The organism is Streptomyces panaciradicis (assembly GCF_023516615.1).
Lineage (GTDB): Bacteria > Actinomycetota > Actinomycetes > Streptomycetales > Streptomycetaceae > Streptomyces > Streptomyces panaciradicis.
This window is the reverse complement of record NZ_JAMGBF010000017.1, coordinates 63,527-80,759: the sequence shown is the minus strand read 5'-3', so window position 1 is coordinate 80,759 and position 17,233 is coordinate 63,527. Positions and strand designations below refer to the sequence as shown.

Annotated in this window: 13 protein-coding genes; 5 read left to right on the top strand and 8 right to left on the bottom strand. The window is 68.8% G+C overall.

Annotation, left to right across the window (positions count from 1 at the left end):
* Nucleotides 1-43: 43 nt before the first annotated feature.
* From cydD to hisC, 4 genes are all read right to left on the bottom strand, one after another.
* The gene (gene cydD / locus M8J74_RS07355; RefSeq protein ID WP_249835629.1) at nt 44-3,538 is read right to left on the bottom strand and encodes a thiol reductant ABC exporter subunit CydD; all 3,495 of its coding nucleotides are present in this window, start codon (nt 3,536-3,538) and stop codon (nt 44-46) included.
* A 59-nt stretch (nt 3,539-3,597) separates the two neighbouring features.
* Nucleotides 3,598-4,602, bottom strand: coding sequence for a cytochrome d ubiquinol oxidase subunit II (gene cydB, locus M8J74_RS07350; protein ID WP_058924346.1), 1,005 nt, complete (start codon nt 4,600-4,602; stop codon nt 3,598-3,600).
* Between the two features lie 18 nt (nt 4,603-4,620).
* The gene (locus M8J74_RS07345) at nt 4,621-6,129 is read right to left on the bottom strand and encodes a cytochrome ubiquinol oxidase subunit I (RefSeq protein ID WP_249835628.1); all 1,509 of its coding nucleotides are present in this window, start codon (nt 6,127-6,129) and stop codon (nt 4,621-4,623) included.
* A gap of 317 nt (nt 6,130-6,446) precedes the next feature.
* Nucleotides 6,447-7,526 carry a histidinol-phosphate transaminase gene (gene hisC / locus M8J74_RS07340; protein ID WP_249835627.1) on the bottom strand — a complete coding sequence of 360 codons (1,080 nt, stop codon included), beginning with the start codon at nt 7,524-7,526 and terminating at the stop codon, nt 6,447-6,449.
* A gap of 419 nt (nt 7,527-7,945) precedes the next feature.
* Between hisC and M8J74_RS07335 the strand changes: the two genes are divergently transcribed.
* The 3 genes from M8J74_RS07335 (at nt 7,946) to M8J74_RS07325 (ending at nt 11,397) form a co-directional block, all read left to right on the top strand.
* Nucleotides 7,946-9,058, top strand: coding sequence for a LacI family DNA-binding transcriptional regulator (locus tag M8J74_RS07335; RefSeq protein ID WP_058924343.1), 1,113 nt, complete (start codon nt 7,946-7,948; stop codon nt 9,056-9,058).
* A gap of 200 nt (nt 9,059-9,258) precedes the next feature.
* Nucleotides 9,259-10,335, top strand: a complete 1,077-nt coding sequence (locus M8J74_RS07330) for a metallophosphoesterase (RefSeq protein WP_249835626.1) — start codon at nt 9,259-9,261, stop codon at nt 10,333-10,335.
* Nucleotides 10,336-10,527: 192 nt separating this feature from the next.
* Nucleotides 10,528-11,397 carry a hypothetical protein gene (locus tag M8J74_RS07325; RefSeq protein ID WP_249835625.1) on the top strand — a complete coding sequence of 290 codons (870 nt, stop codon included), beginning with the start codon at nt 10,528-10,530 and terminating at the stop codon, nt 11,395-11,397.
* A gap of 159 nt (nt 11,398-11,556) precedes the next feature.
* Here M8J74_RS07325 and M8J74_RS44430 read toward each other — a convergent pair whose 3' ends face one another.
* The 3 genes from M8J74_RS44430 to M8J74_RS07315 form a co-directional block, all read right to left on the bottom strand.
* Nucleotides 11,557-11,691, bottom strand: coding sequence for a hypothetical protein (locus tag M8J74_RS44430; protein ID WP_283947905.1), 135 nt, complete (start codon nt 11,689-11,691; stop codon nt 11,557-11,559).
* Nucleotides 11,692-11,730: 39 nt separating this feature from the next.
* Nucleotides 11,731-13,107 carry a VWA domain-containing protein gene (locus M8J74_RS07320; protein WP_249835624.1) on the bottom strand — a complete coding sequence of 459 codons (1,377 nt, stop codon included), beginning with the start codon at nt 13,105-13,107 and terminating at the stop codon, nt 11,731-11,733.
* Between the two features lie 89 nt (nt 13,108-13,196).
* Nucleotides 13,197-13,343, bottom strand: a complete 147-nt coding sequence (locus tag M8J74_RS07315; RefSeq protein WP_249835623.1) for a hypothetical protein — start codon at nt 13,341-13,343, stop codon at nt 13,197-13,199.
* Between the two features lie 124 nt (nt 13,344-13,467).
* On the opposite strand from M8J74_RS07315, the gene M8J74_RS07310 reads away from it, so the two are divergent.
* Nucleotides 13,468-14,541: a hypothetical protein gene (locus M8J74_RS07310; protein ID WP_249835622.1), complete on the top strand. Its 1,074-nt coding sequence runs from the start codon at nt 13,468-13,470 to the stop codon at nt 14,539-14,541.
* A gap of 171 nt (nt 14,542-14,712) precedes the next feature.
* Complete coding sequence (locus tag M8J74_RS07305; RefSeq protein ID WP_249835621.1) at nt 14,713-15,282, top strand: DUF4240 domain-containing protein; 570 nt, start codon at nt 14,713-14,715, stop codon at nt 15,280-15,282.
* A gap of 65 nt (nt 15,283-15,347) precedes the next feature.
* On the opposite strand, the gene thiC is transcribed toward M8J74_RS07305, so the two are convergent.
* The gene (gene thiC / locus M8J74_RS07300) at nt 15,348-17,168 is read right to left on the bottom strand and encodes a phosphomethylpyrimidine synthase ThiC (RefSeq protein WP_249835620.1); all 1,821 of its coding nucleotides are present in this window, start codon (nt 17,166-17,168) and stop codon (nt 15,348-15,350) included.
* Nucleotides 17,169-17,233: the final 65 nt, after the last annotated feature.

Genomic DNA, 17,233 nt, shown 5'->3' with positions numbered 1-17,233 from the left:
GGAAAGTCGAGATCGTCTGGTCGAGGTCCTGACGGCGCCCGTTCTACGCCGTGCCCACCAGCGACTCCGCCTCGGCCTCCCGGCGCACCATGTCCCGCAACGGCCCCGGCACGGCGGCCAGCTCCGCGTACGCCCCGCGCTGCGCCACCCGGCCCGCCTCCAGGACGACGACCTCGTCGACCTCTTCCAGCCCGGCCAGGCGGTGGGTGATGAGCAGCGTCGTACGGCCCTCGGTGGCGGCCAGCAGATCGGCGGTGAGCGCGTCCGCGGTCACCAGGTCGAGATGCTCGGCCGGCTCGTCGAGCACCAGCACGGGGAAGTCGGCGAGGAGCGCCCGCGCGAGTGCCAGCCGCTGCCGCTGGCCACCGGACAGCCGCGCCCCGTGCTCTCCCACGAGCGTGTCGAGGCCGTCGGGCAGACCGTCCGCCCACTCGAGGAGCCGCACCCGCCGCAGCGCGTCCCGCAGCTCGCTGTCGGTGGCGTCCTTCTTCGCCAGCAGCAGGTTCTCGCGCACCGAGCTGTCGAAGAGGTGCGCGTCCTGGGCGCACAGCCCGACCAGCCGCCGTACGTCGTCGCCGTCGAGCGCGTACGCGTCGACGCCGGCCAGCGTGTACGCGCCCGCGTCCGCGTCCAGGAACCTCAGCAGCACCTGTGCCAGCGTCGTCTTTCCGGAGCCGGACGGGCCGACCACCGCGATCCGGCGGCCCTGGTCGAGGGTGAGGTCGAGGCCGGCGAGCGCGTCCCGGTCCTGCCCGGCGTGCCGGGCCGTCAGACCGGTGACGGTCAGGGGGAAGGGGGTGGCGGGCGCCTGCCGGGGCGCCTCCGGCTCCCGCACCGGCTCCGGCGCGTCCAGCACCTCGTACACGCGCTCCGCGCTGCGGCGCACCCGCTGCCGGTACTGCACGGCCAGCGGCAGCCCCAGCACGGCCTCGAAGGCGGCCAGCGGGGTGAGGACCACGACCGCCATCGCCACGCCGTTCAGCCTGCCGTCCGCGACGCCCTGGGCGCCCGCGAGGGCGGCGGCGGCCACCGTCAGGCCCGAGATCAGCGCGGTCAGTCCGTCGCCGAGCGCGGTGGCGGTGGCGGCCCGCGAGGCGATCCGGGTGAGGACACCGTCCGCCCGTCGAGCCTCGGCGGTACGGGAGGGCAGAGCACCGGCGACCGTCAGCTCCGCGGTGCCGGTGAGCAGGTCGGTCACGCGCGTCGCCAGCTCCCCCCGGGCGGGGGCGAGCCTGCGCTCGGCCCGGCGGGCCACGGCACCGGTGACCAGCGGGACGCCGACACCGGCCGCCACCAGGCCCGCGGCGAGCACCGCACCGGCCTCGGGCAGCAGCCACGCGGTGAAGCCGACCGCGCCCGCCGACACGATCGCGGCCGCACCGGCGGGCAGCAGCCAGCGCAGCCAGTAGTCCTGCAGCGCGTCCACGTCGGCGACGAGCCGCGAGAGCAGGTCGCCGCGGCGGGTACGGCGCAGCCCCGCGGGGGCCAGCCGCTCCAGCCGCCGGTAGACGGCGACGCGGGTGTCGGCCAGCATGCGCAGCACCGCGTCGTGCGACACCAGCCGCTCGGCGTAGCGGAAGACGGCCCGTCCGATGCCGAAGGCCCGCGTCGCCGTCACGGCCACCATCAGGTACAGCACCGGCGGCTGCTGCGAGGCCCGCGAGATCAGCCATCCGGAGGTGGCCATCAGGCCGACGGCGCTGCCGAGGGCGAGAGCGCCGAGCAGCAGGGCGAGCGCGAGGCGGCTGCGGCGGGGGCCGGACATGGCACGGACCCGGGCGAGGACACCGCCGGGAGCGGCGGCCGGCTCGCCTGCCGCGGCCTCGCCCTGGGCGGTGTCGGACACCACGGCCGGCTGCCCGGCGCGCGGAGCCGCGGAGGGCCGCCCCTCGACGACGGCGGGCACGGCGGGCTCCTCCAGCCTCACCACCCGGTCCGCCACTCCCAGCAGTGCCGGACGATGCACGACCAGCAGCACGGTGCGTCCCACTGCCAGCCGCCGCACCGCCTGCACGACCTCGGCCTCGGTCGCGCCGTCCAGCGCGGCCGTCGGTTCGTCGAGAAGCAGCACGGGCCGGTCCGCCAGGAACGCCCGGGCCAGCGCGAGCCGCTGGCGCTGACCGGCGGACAGACCCGCGCCGTCCTCACCGAGCAGGGCGTCGGTCCCGGCGGGCAGCGCGTCCACGAACTCCAGCGCTCCGGCGTCCCCCAACGCCCGCCGCACGGCCGCGTCGTCGGCGTCCGGGCAGGCCAGCCGTACGTTCTCGGCGATCGTTCCGGCGAACAGGTGCGGCCGCTGGGGCACCCACGCGACCCGCGACCGCCACTGCCCGAGGTCGGCGTCCGCGAGATCCACACCGCCGATCCGTACCCGGCCCTCGGTCACCGGCACGAAGCCCAGCAGCACGTGCAGCAGCGTCGACTTGCCCGCGCCGCTCGGGCCGACGAGCGCGACCGTCTCCCCGGGCTCGACGGCGAAGGACACCTCCGACACGGCGTCCTCGGCCCGCCCCGGGTACCGGACCGTCAGCCCCTCGAAGGCGATGCGTCCCTCCGGCACGGCCGCCGTGCCGGACGCCGGCACGGGAGCTTCCAGGACGGCGAAGATCTCCTCGGCCGCCGCCAGCCCCTCGGCCGCCGCGTGGTACTGCGCGCCCACCTGGCGCAACGGCAGATACGCCTCGGGCGCCAGCACCAGGATGACGAGCCCGATGTACAGGTCCATCTCGCCGTGGACCAGCCGCATGCCGATCGTCACCGCGACCAGCGCCACCGACAGGGTGGAGAGAAGCTCCAGCGCGAAGGACGAGATGAAGGCGATCCGCAGGGTCCGCATGGTCGCCTGCCGGTACTCGCCGGTGATGCGCTTGATCGATTCGGCCTGCGCCTTGGCCCGCCCGAACACCTTCAGCGTCGGCAGCCCGGCCACCACGTCCAGGAAGTGTCCGGACAGCCGGGACAGCAGCCGCCACTGGCGGTCCATCCGGGACTGGGTGGCCCAGCCGATGAGGATCATGAAGACCGGGATGAGGGGCAGGGTGCCCACGATGATCGCCGCCGAGACCCAGTCCTCGGTGACGATCCGGGCCAGCACGGCCACGGGCACGACGATCGCGAGGCCCAGCTGCGGCAGGTAGCGGGAGAAGTAGTCGTCGAGGGCGTCGACCCCTCGGGTGGCCAGGGCGACGAGCGAACCGGTCCGCTGGCCGCTCAGCCAGCCGGGTCCCAGCGCGACGGCCCGCTCCAGCAACCGCCCCCGCAGTTCCGACTTCACGGCGGCGCTCGCCCGGTGGGCGGCGAGTTCGGTGAGCCAGGAGACCAGGGCGCGGCCACCGGCCACGGCCGCCAACAACAGCAGGGGAGTGCGCAGTTCACCGACCGACAGACCGTGCTGGAAGGCACCGACCACCGTCTCGGCGATCAGCATCGCCTGCGCGATGACCAGCGCCGCTCCGACGGCACCCAGGCCGACGACCGCCACCATGAACAGCCGGGTGGCACGTGCGTACCGGAGCAGACGCGGGTCGATCGGTTTCACGTGAAACACACTCTCTTCTCATGGGGCATGTTTCACGTGAAACATGCCCCAAACCGGAATCAGTGCACGGCCTCTGCGATGTGCTGCGTGCCGATCCGCTTGCGGAACACCCAGTAGGTCCAGCCCTGGTAGAGCAACACGATCGGCGTGGCGACGGCCGCGCACCAGGTCATGATCTTCAGGGTGTAGGGGCTCGACGAGGCGTTGGTGACCGTCAGGCTCCAGTCGCTGTTGAGCGACGACGGCATGACGTTCGGGAAGAGCGACAGGAAGAGCATCGCCACCGCGGCCACGATCGTGACCCCGGACAGGGCGAACGACCATCCCTCGCGCCCGGCCTGGTTCGCCGCGAGCGCCCCGACCAGGGCGGCCACGGCCACGATCAGCGCGACCAGGCTCTTGCCGTCACCGCTGTCGACCTGGGTCCACAGCAGGAAGACCAGCGCCGCCACGGCGGTGACGAGCCCGACCTGCAGGGCCAGCTTCCGCGCCCGCTCGCGGATGTCGCCGACCGTCTTGAGCGCCGTGAACACCGCCCCGTGGAAGGTGAACAGCGTCAGGGTGACGACGCCGCCGAGCAGGGCGTACGGGTTGAGCAGGTCCCAGAAGGTGCCGACGTACTCGAAGCTCTTGTCGATCTTCACGCCTCGCACGATGTTGCCGAAGGCCACGCCCCAGAGGAACGCGGGGATGAGCGAGGACCAGAAGATCGCGGTCTCCCAGTTGCGCTGCCAGTGCTCCTCGGGCCGCTTCGCGCGGTACTCGAAGGCCACACCCCGCACGATCAGGCAGACCAGGATGATCAGCAGCGGCAGGTAGAAGCCCGAGAACAGCGTGGCGTACCACTCGGGGAACGCGGCGAAGGTCGCGCCGCCCGCGGTGAGCAGCCACACCTCGTTGCCGTCCCAGACCGGGCCGATCGTGTTGATCAGCACGCGCTTCTCGGCCCGGTCACGGGCGAGCAGCTTGGTCAGGATGCCGACTCCGAAGTCGAAGCCTTCCAGGAAGAAGTAGCCGGTCCACAGGACGGCGATGAGGACGAACCAGACGTCGTGAAGTTGCATGTCTCGATCTCCCTGGGCCTAGTACGAGAAGGCCATCGGCTTGTCGGCGTCATGGGAGTCGCCGCCGATCTTCGTGGGCGGGTTGAGGTCGGCCTCGGTGAGCTCGGGCGGCCCGGCCTTGACGTACTTGGCGAGCAGCTTGACCTCGACGACGGCGAGGGCGGCGTACAGGAGGGTGAGGACGATCATGGAGGTGAGGACCTCGCCCTGGCCGACGCCGGGCGAGACGGCGCTGCGGGTCTGCAGGACACCGAAGACGACCCAGGGCTGCCGGCCCATCTCGGTGAAGATCCAGCCCCAGGAGTTGGCGATCAGCGGGAAGCCGAGCGTCCAGATGGCCAGCATCCAGTACAGCTTGCCGAGCTTGGGGCTGAGCGCCTTGTTCTTGAACAGGACCAGATGCGGGACCTCGTCCTCACCGACCCTCAGGTGCTGCGGCAGCATGAACTTCTTGCGCGTCAGCCACAGTCCGGCCACTCCGATGGCGAAGGACGCCATGCCGAAGCCGATCATCCAGCGGAAGCCCCAGTAGGTGACGGGGATGACGGGGCGGTAGTCGCCCGGCCCGTACTTCTGCTGCTCGGCCTTGTTGACGTCGTTGATGCCGGGCACGTGAGAACCGAAGTCACCGTTGGCGAGGTAGGACAGCAGGCCCGGAATCTCTATGGCCACCTTGTTGTGACCCTTGTCGACGTCACCGACCGCGAAGATGGAGAACGGGGCCGAGTCCTCGCCGTTCCAGAGCGCCTCCGCCGCGGCCATCTTCATCGGCTGCTGCTTGAACATGACCTTGCCGAGGGTGTCGCCGCTGATCGCGGTGAGCAGGCCCGCGATGACGACCGTGACCAGGCCCAGCCGCAGCGAGGTCTTCATCACGGAGATGTGCCTCTTGCGGAACAGGTGCCAGGCGGCGATGCCGACCATGAACGCGCCGCCGGTCAGGAACGCCGCGGACAGCGTGTGGAAGACCTGGCTGAGCGCGGTGTTCTGGGTCAGCACGGCCCAGAAGTCCGTGAGCTCCGCCCGGCCCTTGACCTTGTTGATCTTGTAGCCGACCGGGTGCTGCATCCACGAGTTGGCCGCGAGGATGAAGTACGCCGACAGGATCGTGCCGATCGAGACCATCCAGATGCAGGCCAGATGGATCTTCTTCGGCAGCTTGTCCCAGCCGAAGATCCACAGACCGATGAAGGTCGACTCGAAGAAGAAGGCGATCAGCGCCTCGAAGGCGAGCGGGGCACCGAAGATGTCACCGACGAACCGCGAGTAGTCGGACCAGTTCATGCCGAACTGGAACTCCTGCACGATGCCGGTGACCACGCCCATCGCGATGTTGATCAGGAAGAGCTTGCCCCAGAACTTCGTCGCCCTGAGGTACTTCTCCTTGCCCGTGCGCACCCACGCGGTCTGCAGCCCGGCCGTCAGGGCGGCCAGCGAGATCGTCAGCGGGACGAACAGAAAGTGGTAGACGGTGGTGATGCCGAACTGCCATCGCGCCAGTGTCTCCGGCGCCAGAGCCAAATCCACGTCGCAGTCTCCTTACATCGCCGTGGTAGCGGCAGTTTGCCCCTTATGTCACACACATCAGCGGAGCAACCGGGACACGCTTGTGAACGCGTTCACATTCACAAGAAGATTATGACGCACCGAGTATCGAAGCTCGAAAGGGGGTCCCGCTTGGGCCATGAGGGCGGGCGACCTGGGCCATGAGGGTCCGGCGAAGGGGCCGTCGGGGGCCGGTGTCAGGGCCATGCGGCATCCTGTCCGCAACCGGTTCCACGTGAAACACAGTGGTGGGCCGGGCAGAAGCCCGACCCACCAGTACTACCGTTTCCTGACCCGTCCTACAGCTCCTTGCGGAAGCTCTCGGCCACCTTCAGGAAGATGTCGTTCGCCTCGGTCTCCCCGACCGTCACCCGCACACCCTCGCCGGGGAACGGACGGACCACCACGCCGTGCTGCTCACAGGCCTGGGCGAACGCGACCGTGTGCTCCCCCAGCCGCAGCCACACGAAGTTGGCCTGCGTCTCGGGCACCGTCCAGCCCTGGGCCCGCAGCCCGTCGACCACGCGCGTGCGCTCGCAGACCAGCGAGCCGACGCGGCCCAGCAGTTCGTCCTCGGCGCGCAGCGACGCGATCGCCGCCTCCTGCGCGAGCTGGCTCACCCCGAAGGGCACCGCGGTCTTGCGCAGCGCCGCCGCCACCGGCTCGTGGGCGATCGCGAAGCCGACGCGCAGCCCCGCGAGGCCGTACGCCTTGGAGAAGGTGCGCAGCACGCAGACGTTCGGCCGGCTCCGGTACAGCTCCACGCCGTCCGGCACCTCGGGGTCACGGATGAACTCGCGGTAGGCCTCGTCCAGGACCACCAGCACGTCGGCCGGCACCCGGTCGAGGAACCGTTCCAGCTCGGCCCGGCGCACGACGGTGCCGGTCGGGTTGTTGGGGTTGCAGACGAAGACGAGACGGGTGCGGTCGGTGATGGCGTCCGCCATCGCGTCCAGGTCGTGCACGTCACCCGCCGTCAGCGGCACCTGCACGGACCGCGCGCCGCTGATCTGCGTGATGATCGGGTACGCCTCGAAGGACCGCCAGGCGTAGATGACCTCGTCGCCCGGGCCCGAGGTCGCCTGGATCAGCTGCTGGGCGACGCCGACGGAGCCGGTGCCCGTGGCCAGGTGGGAGAGCGGGACGCCGAAGCGGTCGGAGAGCTCGTTCATCAGGCCCGTGCAGGCCATGTCGGGGTAGCGGTTGAACGTCGAGACGGCGGCCGTCACCGTCTCCATCACTCCGGGCAGCGGCGGGTAGGGGTTCTCGTTGGAGGACAGCTTGTAGGCCACCGGACCACCGGCCGCGGCGGGCTTGCCCGGCTTGTAGGTGGGGATCCCCGCCAGCTCGGCTCGCAGCTTGGGGCTCGTCTCGCTCACCGCAGTCCTCCTCGCGACCACCGGCGGCCCCGTCCGCGCCGCCGGCTTCCAATACTCCACACCTTATGAGGATTCACCGCCGCTGCGTACTGGTGCGGGCCGACCTCATCCGTCCCACACGCATCACGGGCAACACCGCACGAAGGCAGACGAATCCAGGGGGCGCGGCCACATATATCTATGCGCCGGTGGCTCACGCCCTGGCGCGCATCACCCGTGCAGGTGAGTTGAGACCTCTTCGAAACATCGGGAACTTGGCAGGCTCATGCGTGTCGACAAGTCACGTAATGCCATTGGATCGTTCAACTGACTTGCATTCAAAGGCAGTTGGGGCTAAATGACCTTGCAGAAACGTGCCTGTCAACGCGTGCATATGCGTCCGCCCTACCCCACCGCATGAGCCCTACTATCGGCTCGCCATGACAGCAGCAGGGAAGCACCAGGTGAGCCGCGCGGAAACCTCACGTCGAGGCAGCCGGCCGGGCCGGGCGGGCATCAGAGACGTCGCCGCCGCCGCCGGAGTCTCCATCACGACCGTCTCCGATGCCCTGAACGGCAAGGGCAGGCTCCCGGATGCCACCCGACGCCATGTCCGCGAGGTCGCCGACCGGCTGGGGTACCGCCCCTCGGCCGCGGCCCGCACCCTCCGTACCGGCAAGTCGGGTCTCATCGGCCTGACCGTGACGACGTACGGGGATGAACCTTTCACCTTCACCGAGTTCGCGTACTTCGCCGAGATGGCGCGGGCCGCCACCTCCGCCGCGCTCGCCCGCGGCTACGCGCTGGTGATCCTCCCCGCGACCTCGCGCCACGACGTGTGGTCGAACGTCGCCCTGGACGGCACGGTCGTCATCGACCCCTCCGACCAGGACCCGGTGGTCAGCGAACTGGTCCGGCAGGGTTTACCGGTGGTCTCCGACGGCCGCCCGGCCGGCGCCCTGCCGGTCACCGCGTGGGTCGACAACGACCACGAGGCCGCCGTCCTCGGCATCCTCGACCACCTGGCCGACGCCGGCGCCCGCCGCATCGGCCTGCTGACGGGGACGTCGACGGACACGTACACCCACCTGTCGACCACCGCGTACCTGCGCTGGTGCGAGCGCGTCGGCCAGGACCCGGTGTACGAGGCCTACCCGGCGCACGATCCGTGCGCGGGAGCCGTCGCCGCCGACCGGCTGCTGGCCCGCCCGGACCGCCCGGACGCGGTCTACGGCCTGTTCGACCCCAACGGCACCGATCTGCTCGCCGCCGCCCGTCGTTACGGCCTGCGCGTACCGGACGACCTGCTTCTGGTCTGCTGCAGCGAATCCGGGGTGTACGCCACCACCGAGCCGCCCATCACCACACTCTCACTCAAGCCGCGCCGGATCGGCACGGCGGTGGTGCAGCTGCTCATCGACGCGATCGAGGGGGTCGAATCGGACCAACCGGTCGAGCAGGTGATACCGACGGAACTGATCGTGCGCACCTCGTCGCAGCGACGTGCCCCGCGTACGACGGTCAGCCCGCCGCGTTCGCCCGAAGAGGAGTGAAACAAGCGCTGTCAGCAGCGGTCGAAGCCCTGCCCAATCGGGGCGAATGCCGCGGTGAACTGGACTCTTGCGCCGATTCACCACCCCTGGGTCATCACATGGCGCGATCCGCATTCCTATGATGGGCCCACGACACCGCGGGCCGCTGCGACCAGGCAGTCCGAAGCGGTGCAGATGCGGCGCGATGGTGGAGGGGTCTGATGACTCAGGGGGCCGGTCAGGGACCCGAGACGGAGCGGACGGCGACGTTGCGCGACTTCCGGGTGCCTGCGTACGTCCACGAGACCGGTCCGTACGGCCAGAGCACGCACCCCGGCGACGTCGTACCGCCCCACGAGGAGGCGTATCCCGAGGGCTACACACCGACCGAGCGCGACCTTCCCGTCATCAATCGGGGTGACACCCTCCAGGTGCCCGTGGACCCCGCGTCCCACGCGGTGCCGCAGCCGAACGACGGCGCCGGCCCGCTCTACGTCGTCGGCGACGTCCACGGCTACCTGGACGAGCTCTTGGCCGCGCTCCAGGAGCAGGGCCTGATCGACGCGGGCGGGAACTGGTGCGCCGGCACCGCCCGGCTGTGGTTCCTCGGCGACTTCACCGACCGCGGACCCGACGGCATCGGCGTCATCGAGCTGGTGATGCGGCTGTCCGCCGAGGCGGCCGCGGCCGGCGGCTACTGCAAGGCGCTCATGGGCAACCACGAGCTGCTGCTGCTCGGCGCCAAGCGGTTCGGCGACACCCCCGTCAACTCCGGTGCGGGCACCGCCACCTTCCAGGCGGCCTGGCTGCTCAACGGCGGCCAGAAGACCGACATGGACCGTCTGCAGGACCACCACCTGCAGTGGATGGCCCGCCTCGACGCCGTCGAGGAGGTCGACGGCTATCTGCTGCTGCACTCGGACACCACCGCCTACCTCGACTACGGCGACTCGATCGAGGCGGTCAACGACACGATCCGCGAGACCCTCACCCGCAACGACGCCGACGAATGCTGGGATCTGTTCCGCAAGTTCACCAAGCGCTTCTCCTTCCGCGACGAGGGCGGTGCGGACGCCGCGCGCTCGCTGCTGGATACGTACGGCGGCACCCGTGTCGTTCACGGTCACAGCCCGATCCCCTATCTCACGGGTGAGGTCGGCTCCGAGGAGGGCGAGGACGACGCGGGACCCGTGGTCGAGGGGCCGCACGTCTACGCGGAGGGCCTGGCCATCGCGATGGACGGCGGGGTGACCATGGCCGGAAAGCTGCTGGTCCGGCAACTGCCGCTGGACGTCTGAGCGTTCACAGGGCCGGCGCCCCGCGCGGTGGAGGCGCGATGAACGGCGCAGGCCAGGGCCCAATTTCCGGAAACCCCCTGTCGACGCGTGCCGTCCCGGCTCTACCATCGGCTTATCCGTAGCAGGCTCCCCTCCGTTTCTGCCCGACGGCTCGTTGGCATGCGAGCCCCAAGCCCTACGGAGCATCGGGGGATGCACATGAACAGCGTTCCGCAGCACCTGCTGAGCGAGGACCGCCAGGAGTACGAGCGGGTCCTCGATGAGGCGCTGCGCTCCGCCCCACACCGCCCGGAACTGGCCGCTGTGGGACAGCGGCTGAACACCGAACAGCTGCGCACCATGGCGCTGAACGCCACCGCACTCATCACGGTGGCCGCGGCGACCGAGTACCAGCACTACGTGAAGGTTCGCGAGGAACTGCGCCAGCCGGCGTCGTCCACCCCGTCGTCCACCCGTATATCGGGCTCCACGGAGCCGGGTCCGGACGCGATGGGGCTCGCTGCCACCCTCGGCGAAGCCGCCGAACCCGCCGGCGCGGGCGCCGTCGCCGTCGCCGCCGTCCTCACCCCGGTCCTCGCCGGAACGGCCGCGGTGATATTCCTGCTCGTCGGATACGTCATCAGGTCGGTCGCACCGAAGCAGGTGTTCGGCAAGACCATGATCACCGCCGGCTGGGTGTTCGGCGCGATGACCGCGGCCGCCATCCTCGTGGCCGCGGTGGGCCTGCTCCTGACCGCCCTGCGCAACCGCCCGGCACTCGAAGCCGGACCGTACGGCGAACTGAGCGAAGAGGTGGCACGCGCCAGGGACGCGTGGCGCGAGGCGCTGCTGGAGCGCGGCGTCGTGCCGTTCCTGCGCGAAGCCCTGGCCGATCCCGGCGCGGCGGCGGCCCTGAACATCACGGCACCCTCGGCGCCGACGAGCCGCATCCCGCAACTGGGCTACGACCGCCCGGGCTTCAGCAGCCCGGACGACGGCCCGGCCCGCGGCCACCGGCCGAGCTTCACGAGCCCGGACTACACCAGCCCGGACTTCGGAGGCCCGGAACACCAGCCGGAGTAACCCCCGGCTTGCGCCCTCCACCAGGCCCCCTCCGGGGGAGCGCAAGCCGTCACTCCGGTCCATGACGGGCGCGGAGGCTGTTCCGGCCGGCGAGGCCGCCCCTCACCCCGGACCAGGGCGGCCCACGCCCCGGAGGTGAGGCATGGGCCGCCCCGGGTGCTACGGCTGTTCGGTGATCGGGAGGTATACGCGGTTGCCGGCCGCGGCGAACTCCTTGGACTTCTGCGCCATGCCCTCCTCGACCTCCTCCCGACTGCCGCCGTGCTCGCGGCGGATGTCCTGGGAGATCTTCATCGATGACAAACACACGCCTGAGACATCCAGGGCACAGGATCAAAGAATGCCCGCCCGACCGGCAGCAGCAATCCAGGTCGGGAACTCGGAGAGAAGCCGATCGTAGAGGTCCTGGTCGGGGACTGAACTGATGTCGTCGGCGGCGAAGAACCCCACGTTGTCGACGCGGCGGCCGGGCAGGGTGTCGAAGCGTTCCAGCACTCCGTAGTCGGACTGCCCCAAACCCACGAACTGCCAGAAGATCGGTTCCTCGACCGCTTCCCGGAGCTCCCGCTCGATAGCGGCGTTGCGGTATACGCCTCCATCAGAGAAGAACAGCACCAGGGTGGGGACTGGGGCCGGTTCTCCCCGGACATACGCACGGACTTCGGCGATCGCCTTCTGTTCTTCGTTCTGGATGCCGACCGTGCGCATGTCGACCTGACCGGCTTCCAGTCCCTTACGGGGTTTCCTGCTTCTGCGGAAAAGGCTCAGCTCTCCCACCCGAACGTGAAGCCGCAGCCATTCGGGAAGGTCTCTCAGACGCAGGTCGGGCAGCCGTGCCGCGTTCGAAGCGAACGTCCAAGCCTGCATCTCACCGTCATCGTCAAGCTGTGCGGCAACAGCTGCCATACGCTCGACTACGTCGGCCACGACACCCTTGGAGTAAAGGAAAGACATGGAACCGGAAGCGTCCAGGACCAGGATGACGCGTGCCGTGACCCCGGCTGCTCCATACTTTCTCAAACTGACAGCCACCTGCTCCTTGCGCAGGGAGAGGCGCTTGCGCATGTCTACGGGCAACTGCTCCTCGCCCGTACCGAGGTGCGGGCGGGCAGGCGTCTTGACAGGAAGGGGCGCTGGGGGAACGGGTGCCGCCGGCAGAGCGGACGTGTCCGGAGGGGCATCGTCAACAGCGATGCCGAAATCGGTGGCCAGGCCAGCGAGTCCGGAGGCATAGCCCTGCCCGACTGCGCGGAACTTCCACCGCCCCGCCCGTAGGTACAACTCACCGCCGATGAACGCGGTCTCCGTCCCAGCCTCCATGTGGAACCGCGCGATCTCGGTCCGCGTCGCGGTGTCCAGCAGTCTCAAGGTCAGTCCAGGCACCTGACCGAACGTTCCGCCGTCGGCCGACGCACCCAGCACGACCCGTTCGACTGACGGTTCCAGCGAGCTCAGATCCACCTCGATCGCGTCGGTCAGGACACCCCCGGCACTCTGCTTTCCGAGATGCGTCACCGCGTTCGATGCATGTTGCGGCTGGTTGTAGAAGACGAAGTCACCATCGTCACGAACGCGGCCTGTCGCAGTGAGCAGCAACGCCGAGGCGTCGACATCGGGCACACCGGGTCCTTCGGACCACGTCAGTTCAACGCGCACTGCGCGAGAGTCGACGGGAAGGTTGGCGCCCTTGCTCAGTGCTTTCGCTGTCATGAAGCCAGTCTGCACAACCCGGAGTGCCGAAAGCGTGCCTTCTGAGAGGGAAACGGCGCCCCGGAGGGCCGGGGCACCGCGTGCAGTTCTCAGTCTGCGATCGGAAGGTAGACCTTGTTCCCACTCGCCGCGAACTCCTTCGACTTCTGGAGCATCCCCTCCGCGATCTCCTCAGAGGAAGCCCCCTCAGCCGCCGCACCGCCGAACCGCTCTGTGATGCTTTGGCTGATCTTCATCGAGGACTACATCACGTCGGATTCACCACAGTGCGCAAGCAGGTGCCGGGCTGCCTGTCAGCTGTCCATCGCAGACCCGCTAGTGTTCCCGGACTTCTAAGTAGCACGACACAAGGAATGCACAGTGCGCGTCTTCGCCCAGCCCGTGGCTTCTGTCAACTTCCAGCACGGAGGGCTGCTGATCACTGGCCTTGCCTTGGAGGAACGAGGCGTCCACAGGCTCGCACTCATACGCAACGAGGGCATTTTGGCAGTCCACGACCTGGAGGGCCTCTTCAGCGGAGTTACGGCGCCGCAGGTCAGCTTTCGCTCGCCCTGGTCGAGTTGGCGGCGCGGCGTGAACTCAGTGAGTCCTGATCTGAGCTTCGCGGTGTTCAGCGGGCAGCGCGCGATCTGTGCCGTGGAGCCGGACGGGGGTGTCCGCTGGCAGTACAACCATGAGTGCTGGGGACATCGGGAGCACGATCACGCAATCGCCGACCACGTCTGTGGCGGTCTGGAATCCGGATCGGTCCGGGTCTCGGATGACGGGACTCTCGTCTGGGGGCATGTTCGTGGCTCCGAGTACGAGGAGTGGTTGGTGCTCGATGCCATCACCGGCAGGGTTGTGGGCCGGACTCCTCTGGACAGCGTGGCAGCCGGCTCCGTACACATCGCCCACCCGGACGGGAAGCACGTGGGACTGAGCATCGGCTTGGGTCAGGACGGGTCGATGCTCTACTGGGCGCGATGGGAGAAAGGCAACCTGCACAGCTGGGACATGAACGACGACGACCGCATCCTCGTCGATGTCCACCCATCGGGCACCAAGTTCCTTACCCTGGACCACAACTGCGGGGACCTCTCCGTCCACGCATTTCCTTCGGGAGCCGCAATGGCAACCGTCGGCGATTCCACCATCCCCCCGCTCCAGCCCGAAGACGGAGACGAGGACTACGAGAACGAAGACCCCGCGTACTGGGACTACTACTGCGGGCACATCGACTCAACCTCCGTCATAGCCTCGACCACCGAGGCCGACGAGGAGCACGGTGAAGGCCGTCACTGGCTGCTTGACTCGGTCACCTTGGAGGTACGGGGGCAAGTCGGCTATCCGTGTCCCATAGAAGGACCGGCCCGCCCACTTGGTGATGGAACCTGGCTCACCCACGACGCGGATTCCGGACAACTGACCCGCTGGGCCGTCTCCGCTCAGTAGCAGCACTGCCGAAGCGCTCTGTGATGCTTTGGTCAATCTTCATCGAGGACGACTTCAACCCGGAGTAGGACCAACCCGCGAGGAAGACCGTGGGCCACCGGCTGTATGAGGACGATGGAGCTGTGCCGAGCAACGGCCCACTGTCAGAACGAGATGGCACAGTGCAGCTCCATGAACATTGATCGGTTCTGGAGCATCATCGAATCCGCACGCTCTTCGACCGCCGCCTCCGGAGTTCGCTTCGACGAGGCTCTGGTGAACCTTCTCACCAGGCGCCCTCCGCAGGAGATCCTTGAGTACGCCGAGCGGTTCGATGAGGTACACGATGCTCTGTACCGGTGGGATGTCTGGGCGGCGGCCTATCTCATCGGCGGCGGCTGCTCCGACGACAGCTTCATGGACTTTCGAGCGGGGGTGATCGCACTGGGACGGGACTGGTACGAGCGCATAGCTCTGGCCCCGGACAGCCTCGCCGGACACCCCGCTGTCATCGAAGCCGCGAGCGCTCACCGGGACGACGCGCTGTTCTACGAGGACGTGAACTACGCGGCCAGTGGTGCTTTTGAACGTCTCACAGGAAACCCGGACTCCTTCTACGAGGCCTGGGCCGAGTACCAGCCGACTGACGAGCAGGACAGCGACGCAGCGGAGATGGGGAAAGACTTCGACTTCGACGACGCGGACGAGATGCATCGGCGACTGCCCCGTCTGGCAAACCTCTACCTCGAAGCCAGCGACTAGTTGGAACGGAACAGGACGACCCGCGACTGCCGCATGAGCCGCGGGCCGTTCCGTAGACGTCCGGGTCAGTCCGCCAACGGCAGGTACACCCGGTTCCCGCTCGCCGCGAACTCCTTCGACTTCTGCAGCATCCCCTCCGCGATCTCCTCGGGAGACGCTCCCTCAGCCGCCGCACCACCGAACCGCTCTGTGATGCTTTGGCTAATCTTCATCGAGCAGAACTTCGGCCCGCACATCGAGCAGAAGTGGGCGGTCTTGGCCGGCTCCGCCGGGAGGGTCTCGTCGTGGAACTCCCGTGCCGTGTCCGGGTCCAGGGCGAGATTGAACTGGTCCTCCCACCGGAACTCGAAGCGGGCGTCGGACAGGGCGTCGTCCCACTCCTGCGCGCCCGGGTGGCCCTTGGCGAGGTCGGCCGCGTGGGCGGCGATCTTGTAGGTGATGACGCCGGTCTTGACGTCGTCGCGGTTGGGCAGGCCCAGGTGCTCCTTGGGCGTGACGTAGCAGAGCATCGCCGTGCCCCACCAGGCGATCATCGCGGCACCGATGCCGGAGGTGATGTGGTCGTACGCCGGGGCGATGTCGGTGGTCAGCGGGCCGAGCGTGTAGAACGGAGCCTCCTCGCAGATCTCCTGCTGAAGGTCGATGTTCTCCTTGATCTTGTGCATCGGGACGTGTCCCGGGCCTTCGATCATGGTCTGGACGTTGAACCGCTTGGCGATCGAGTTGAGTTCCCCGAGCGTGCGCAACTCCGCGAACTGCGCCTCGTCGTTGGCGTCCGCGATCGAGCCGGGCCTGAGGCCGTCGCCGAGCGAGTACGTGACGTCGTAGGCGGCGAGGATCTCGCAGAGTTCCTCGAAGTTCTCGTAGAGGAACGACTCCTTGTGGTGTGCGAGGCACCACGCGGCCATGATCGAGCCGCCGCGCGAGACGATGCCGGTCTTGCGGTTGGCGGTGAGCGGGACGTACGGGAGGCGGACGCCCGCGTGGACCGTCATGTAGTCCACGCCCTGTTCGGCCTGTTCGATGACCGTGTCCTTGTAGATCTCCCAGGTCAGCTCCTCGGCGCGGCCGTCGACCTTCTCCAGCGCCTGGTAGAGCGGCACCGTGCCGATGGGGACGGGGGAGTTGCGCAGCACCCACTCGCGGGTGGTGTGGATGTTGCGGCCGGTGGAGAGGTCCATGACCGTGTCGGCGCCCCAGCGGGTCGCCCACGTCATCTTCTCGACCTCCTCCTCGATGGAGGACGTCACCGCCGAGTTGCCGATGTTGGCGTTGACCTTCACCAGGAACCGCTTGCCGATGATCATCGGCTCGATCTCCGGGTGGTTGACGTTGGCGGGCAGTACGGCCCTGCCCGCCGCGATCTCCTCGCGGACGACCTCCGGGGAGACGTTCTCCCGGACGGCCACGTACTCCATCTCCGGGGTGATCTCGCCCCTGCGCGCATAGGCGAGTTGGGTCACCGCCGTGCCCGCCCGGCCCCGGCGCGGCAGACGCGGCCGTCCCGGGAAGACCGCGTCGAGGTTGCGCAGACCGCCGCGCGGGGAGGTGTGCTTGACGCCGTCGTCCTCGGGACGGACGGGGCGGCCTGCGTACTCCTCGGTGTCGCCGCGGGAGATGATCCAGTTCTCCCGAAGCGGCGGCAGCCCCCTGCGGACATCGGTGTCGACGAGTGGATCGGTGTACGGGCCGGATGTGTCGTACAGCGTGACCGACCGCCCGTGGGTGAGGTGCACCTGACGGACCGGCACGCGCAGATCGGGGCGCGAGCCCTCGACGTATGCCTTGTGCCAGCCGATGGACTTCCCGGCCCCCTGGGACTGATCGCCCTGAACGGACTGCTCGTCCGTGCTGGAGGCAGGCGTGCGTACGTCCTTGTTGGTCATGAGACCTACTCCCTACGCCGGCATTACCCGGTAACAGGTTCGGCGGTCGACGCAGCGATTTCCGT

Bases quoted from the DNA above. Each gene is read 5' to 3' on its own strand.
- M8J74_RS07315 (WP_249835623.1), bottom strand. From the start codon at position 13,343: ATGAAGATCAGCCAAAGCATCACAGAGCGGTTCGGCGGTGCGGCGGCT.
- M8J74_RS07325 (WP_249835625.1), top strand. From the start codon at position 10,528: ATGCACATGAACAGCGTTCCGCAGCACCTGCTGAGCGAGGACCGCCAG.
- M8J74_RS44430 (WP_283947905.1), bottom strand. From the start codon at position 11,691: ATGAAGATCTCCCAGGACATCCGCCGCGAGCACGGCGGCAGTCGGGAG.
- M8J74_RS07320 (WP_249835624.1), bottom strand. From the start codon at position 13,107: ATGACAGCGAAAGCACTGAGCAAGGGCGCCAACCTTCCCGTCGACTCT.
- M8J74_RS07335 (WP_058924343.1), top strand. From the start codon at position 7,946: ATGACAGCAGCAGGGAAGCACCAGGTGAGCCGCGCGGAAACCTCACGT.
- M8J74_RS07305 (WP_249835621.1), top strand. From the start codon at position 14,713: ATGAACATTGATCGGTTCTGGAGCATCATCGAATCCGCACGCTCTTCG.
- cydB (WP_058924346.1), bottom strand. From the start codon at position 4,602: ATGCAACTTCACGACGTCTGGTTCGTCCTCATCGCCGTCCTGTGGACC.
- thiC (WP_249835620.1), bottom strand. From the start codon at position 17,168: ATGACCAACAAGGACGTACGCACGCCTGCCTCCAGCACGGACGAGCAG.
- M8J74_RS07330 (WP_249835626.1), top strand. From the start codon at position 9,259: ATGACTCAGGGGGCCGGTCAGGGACCCGAGACGGAGCGGACGGCGACG.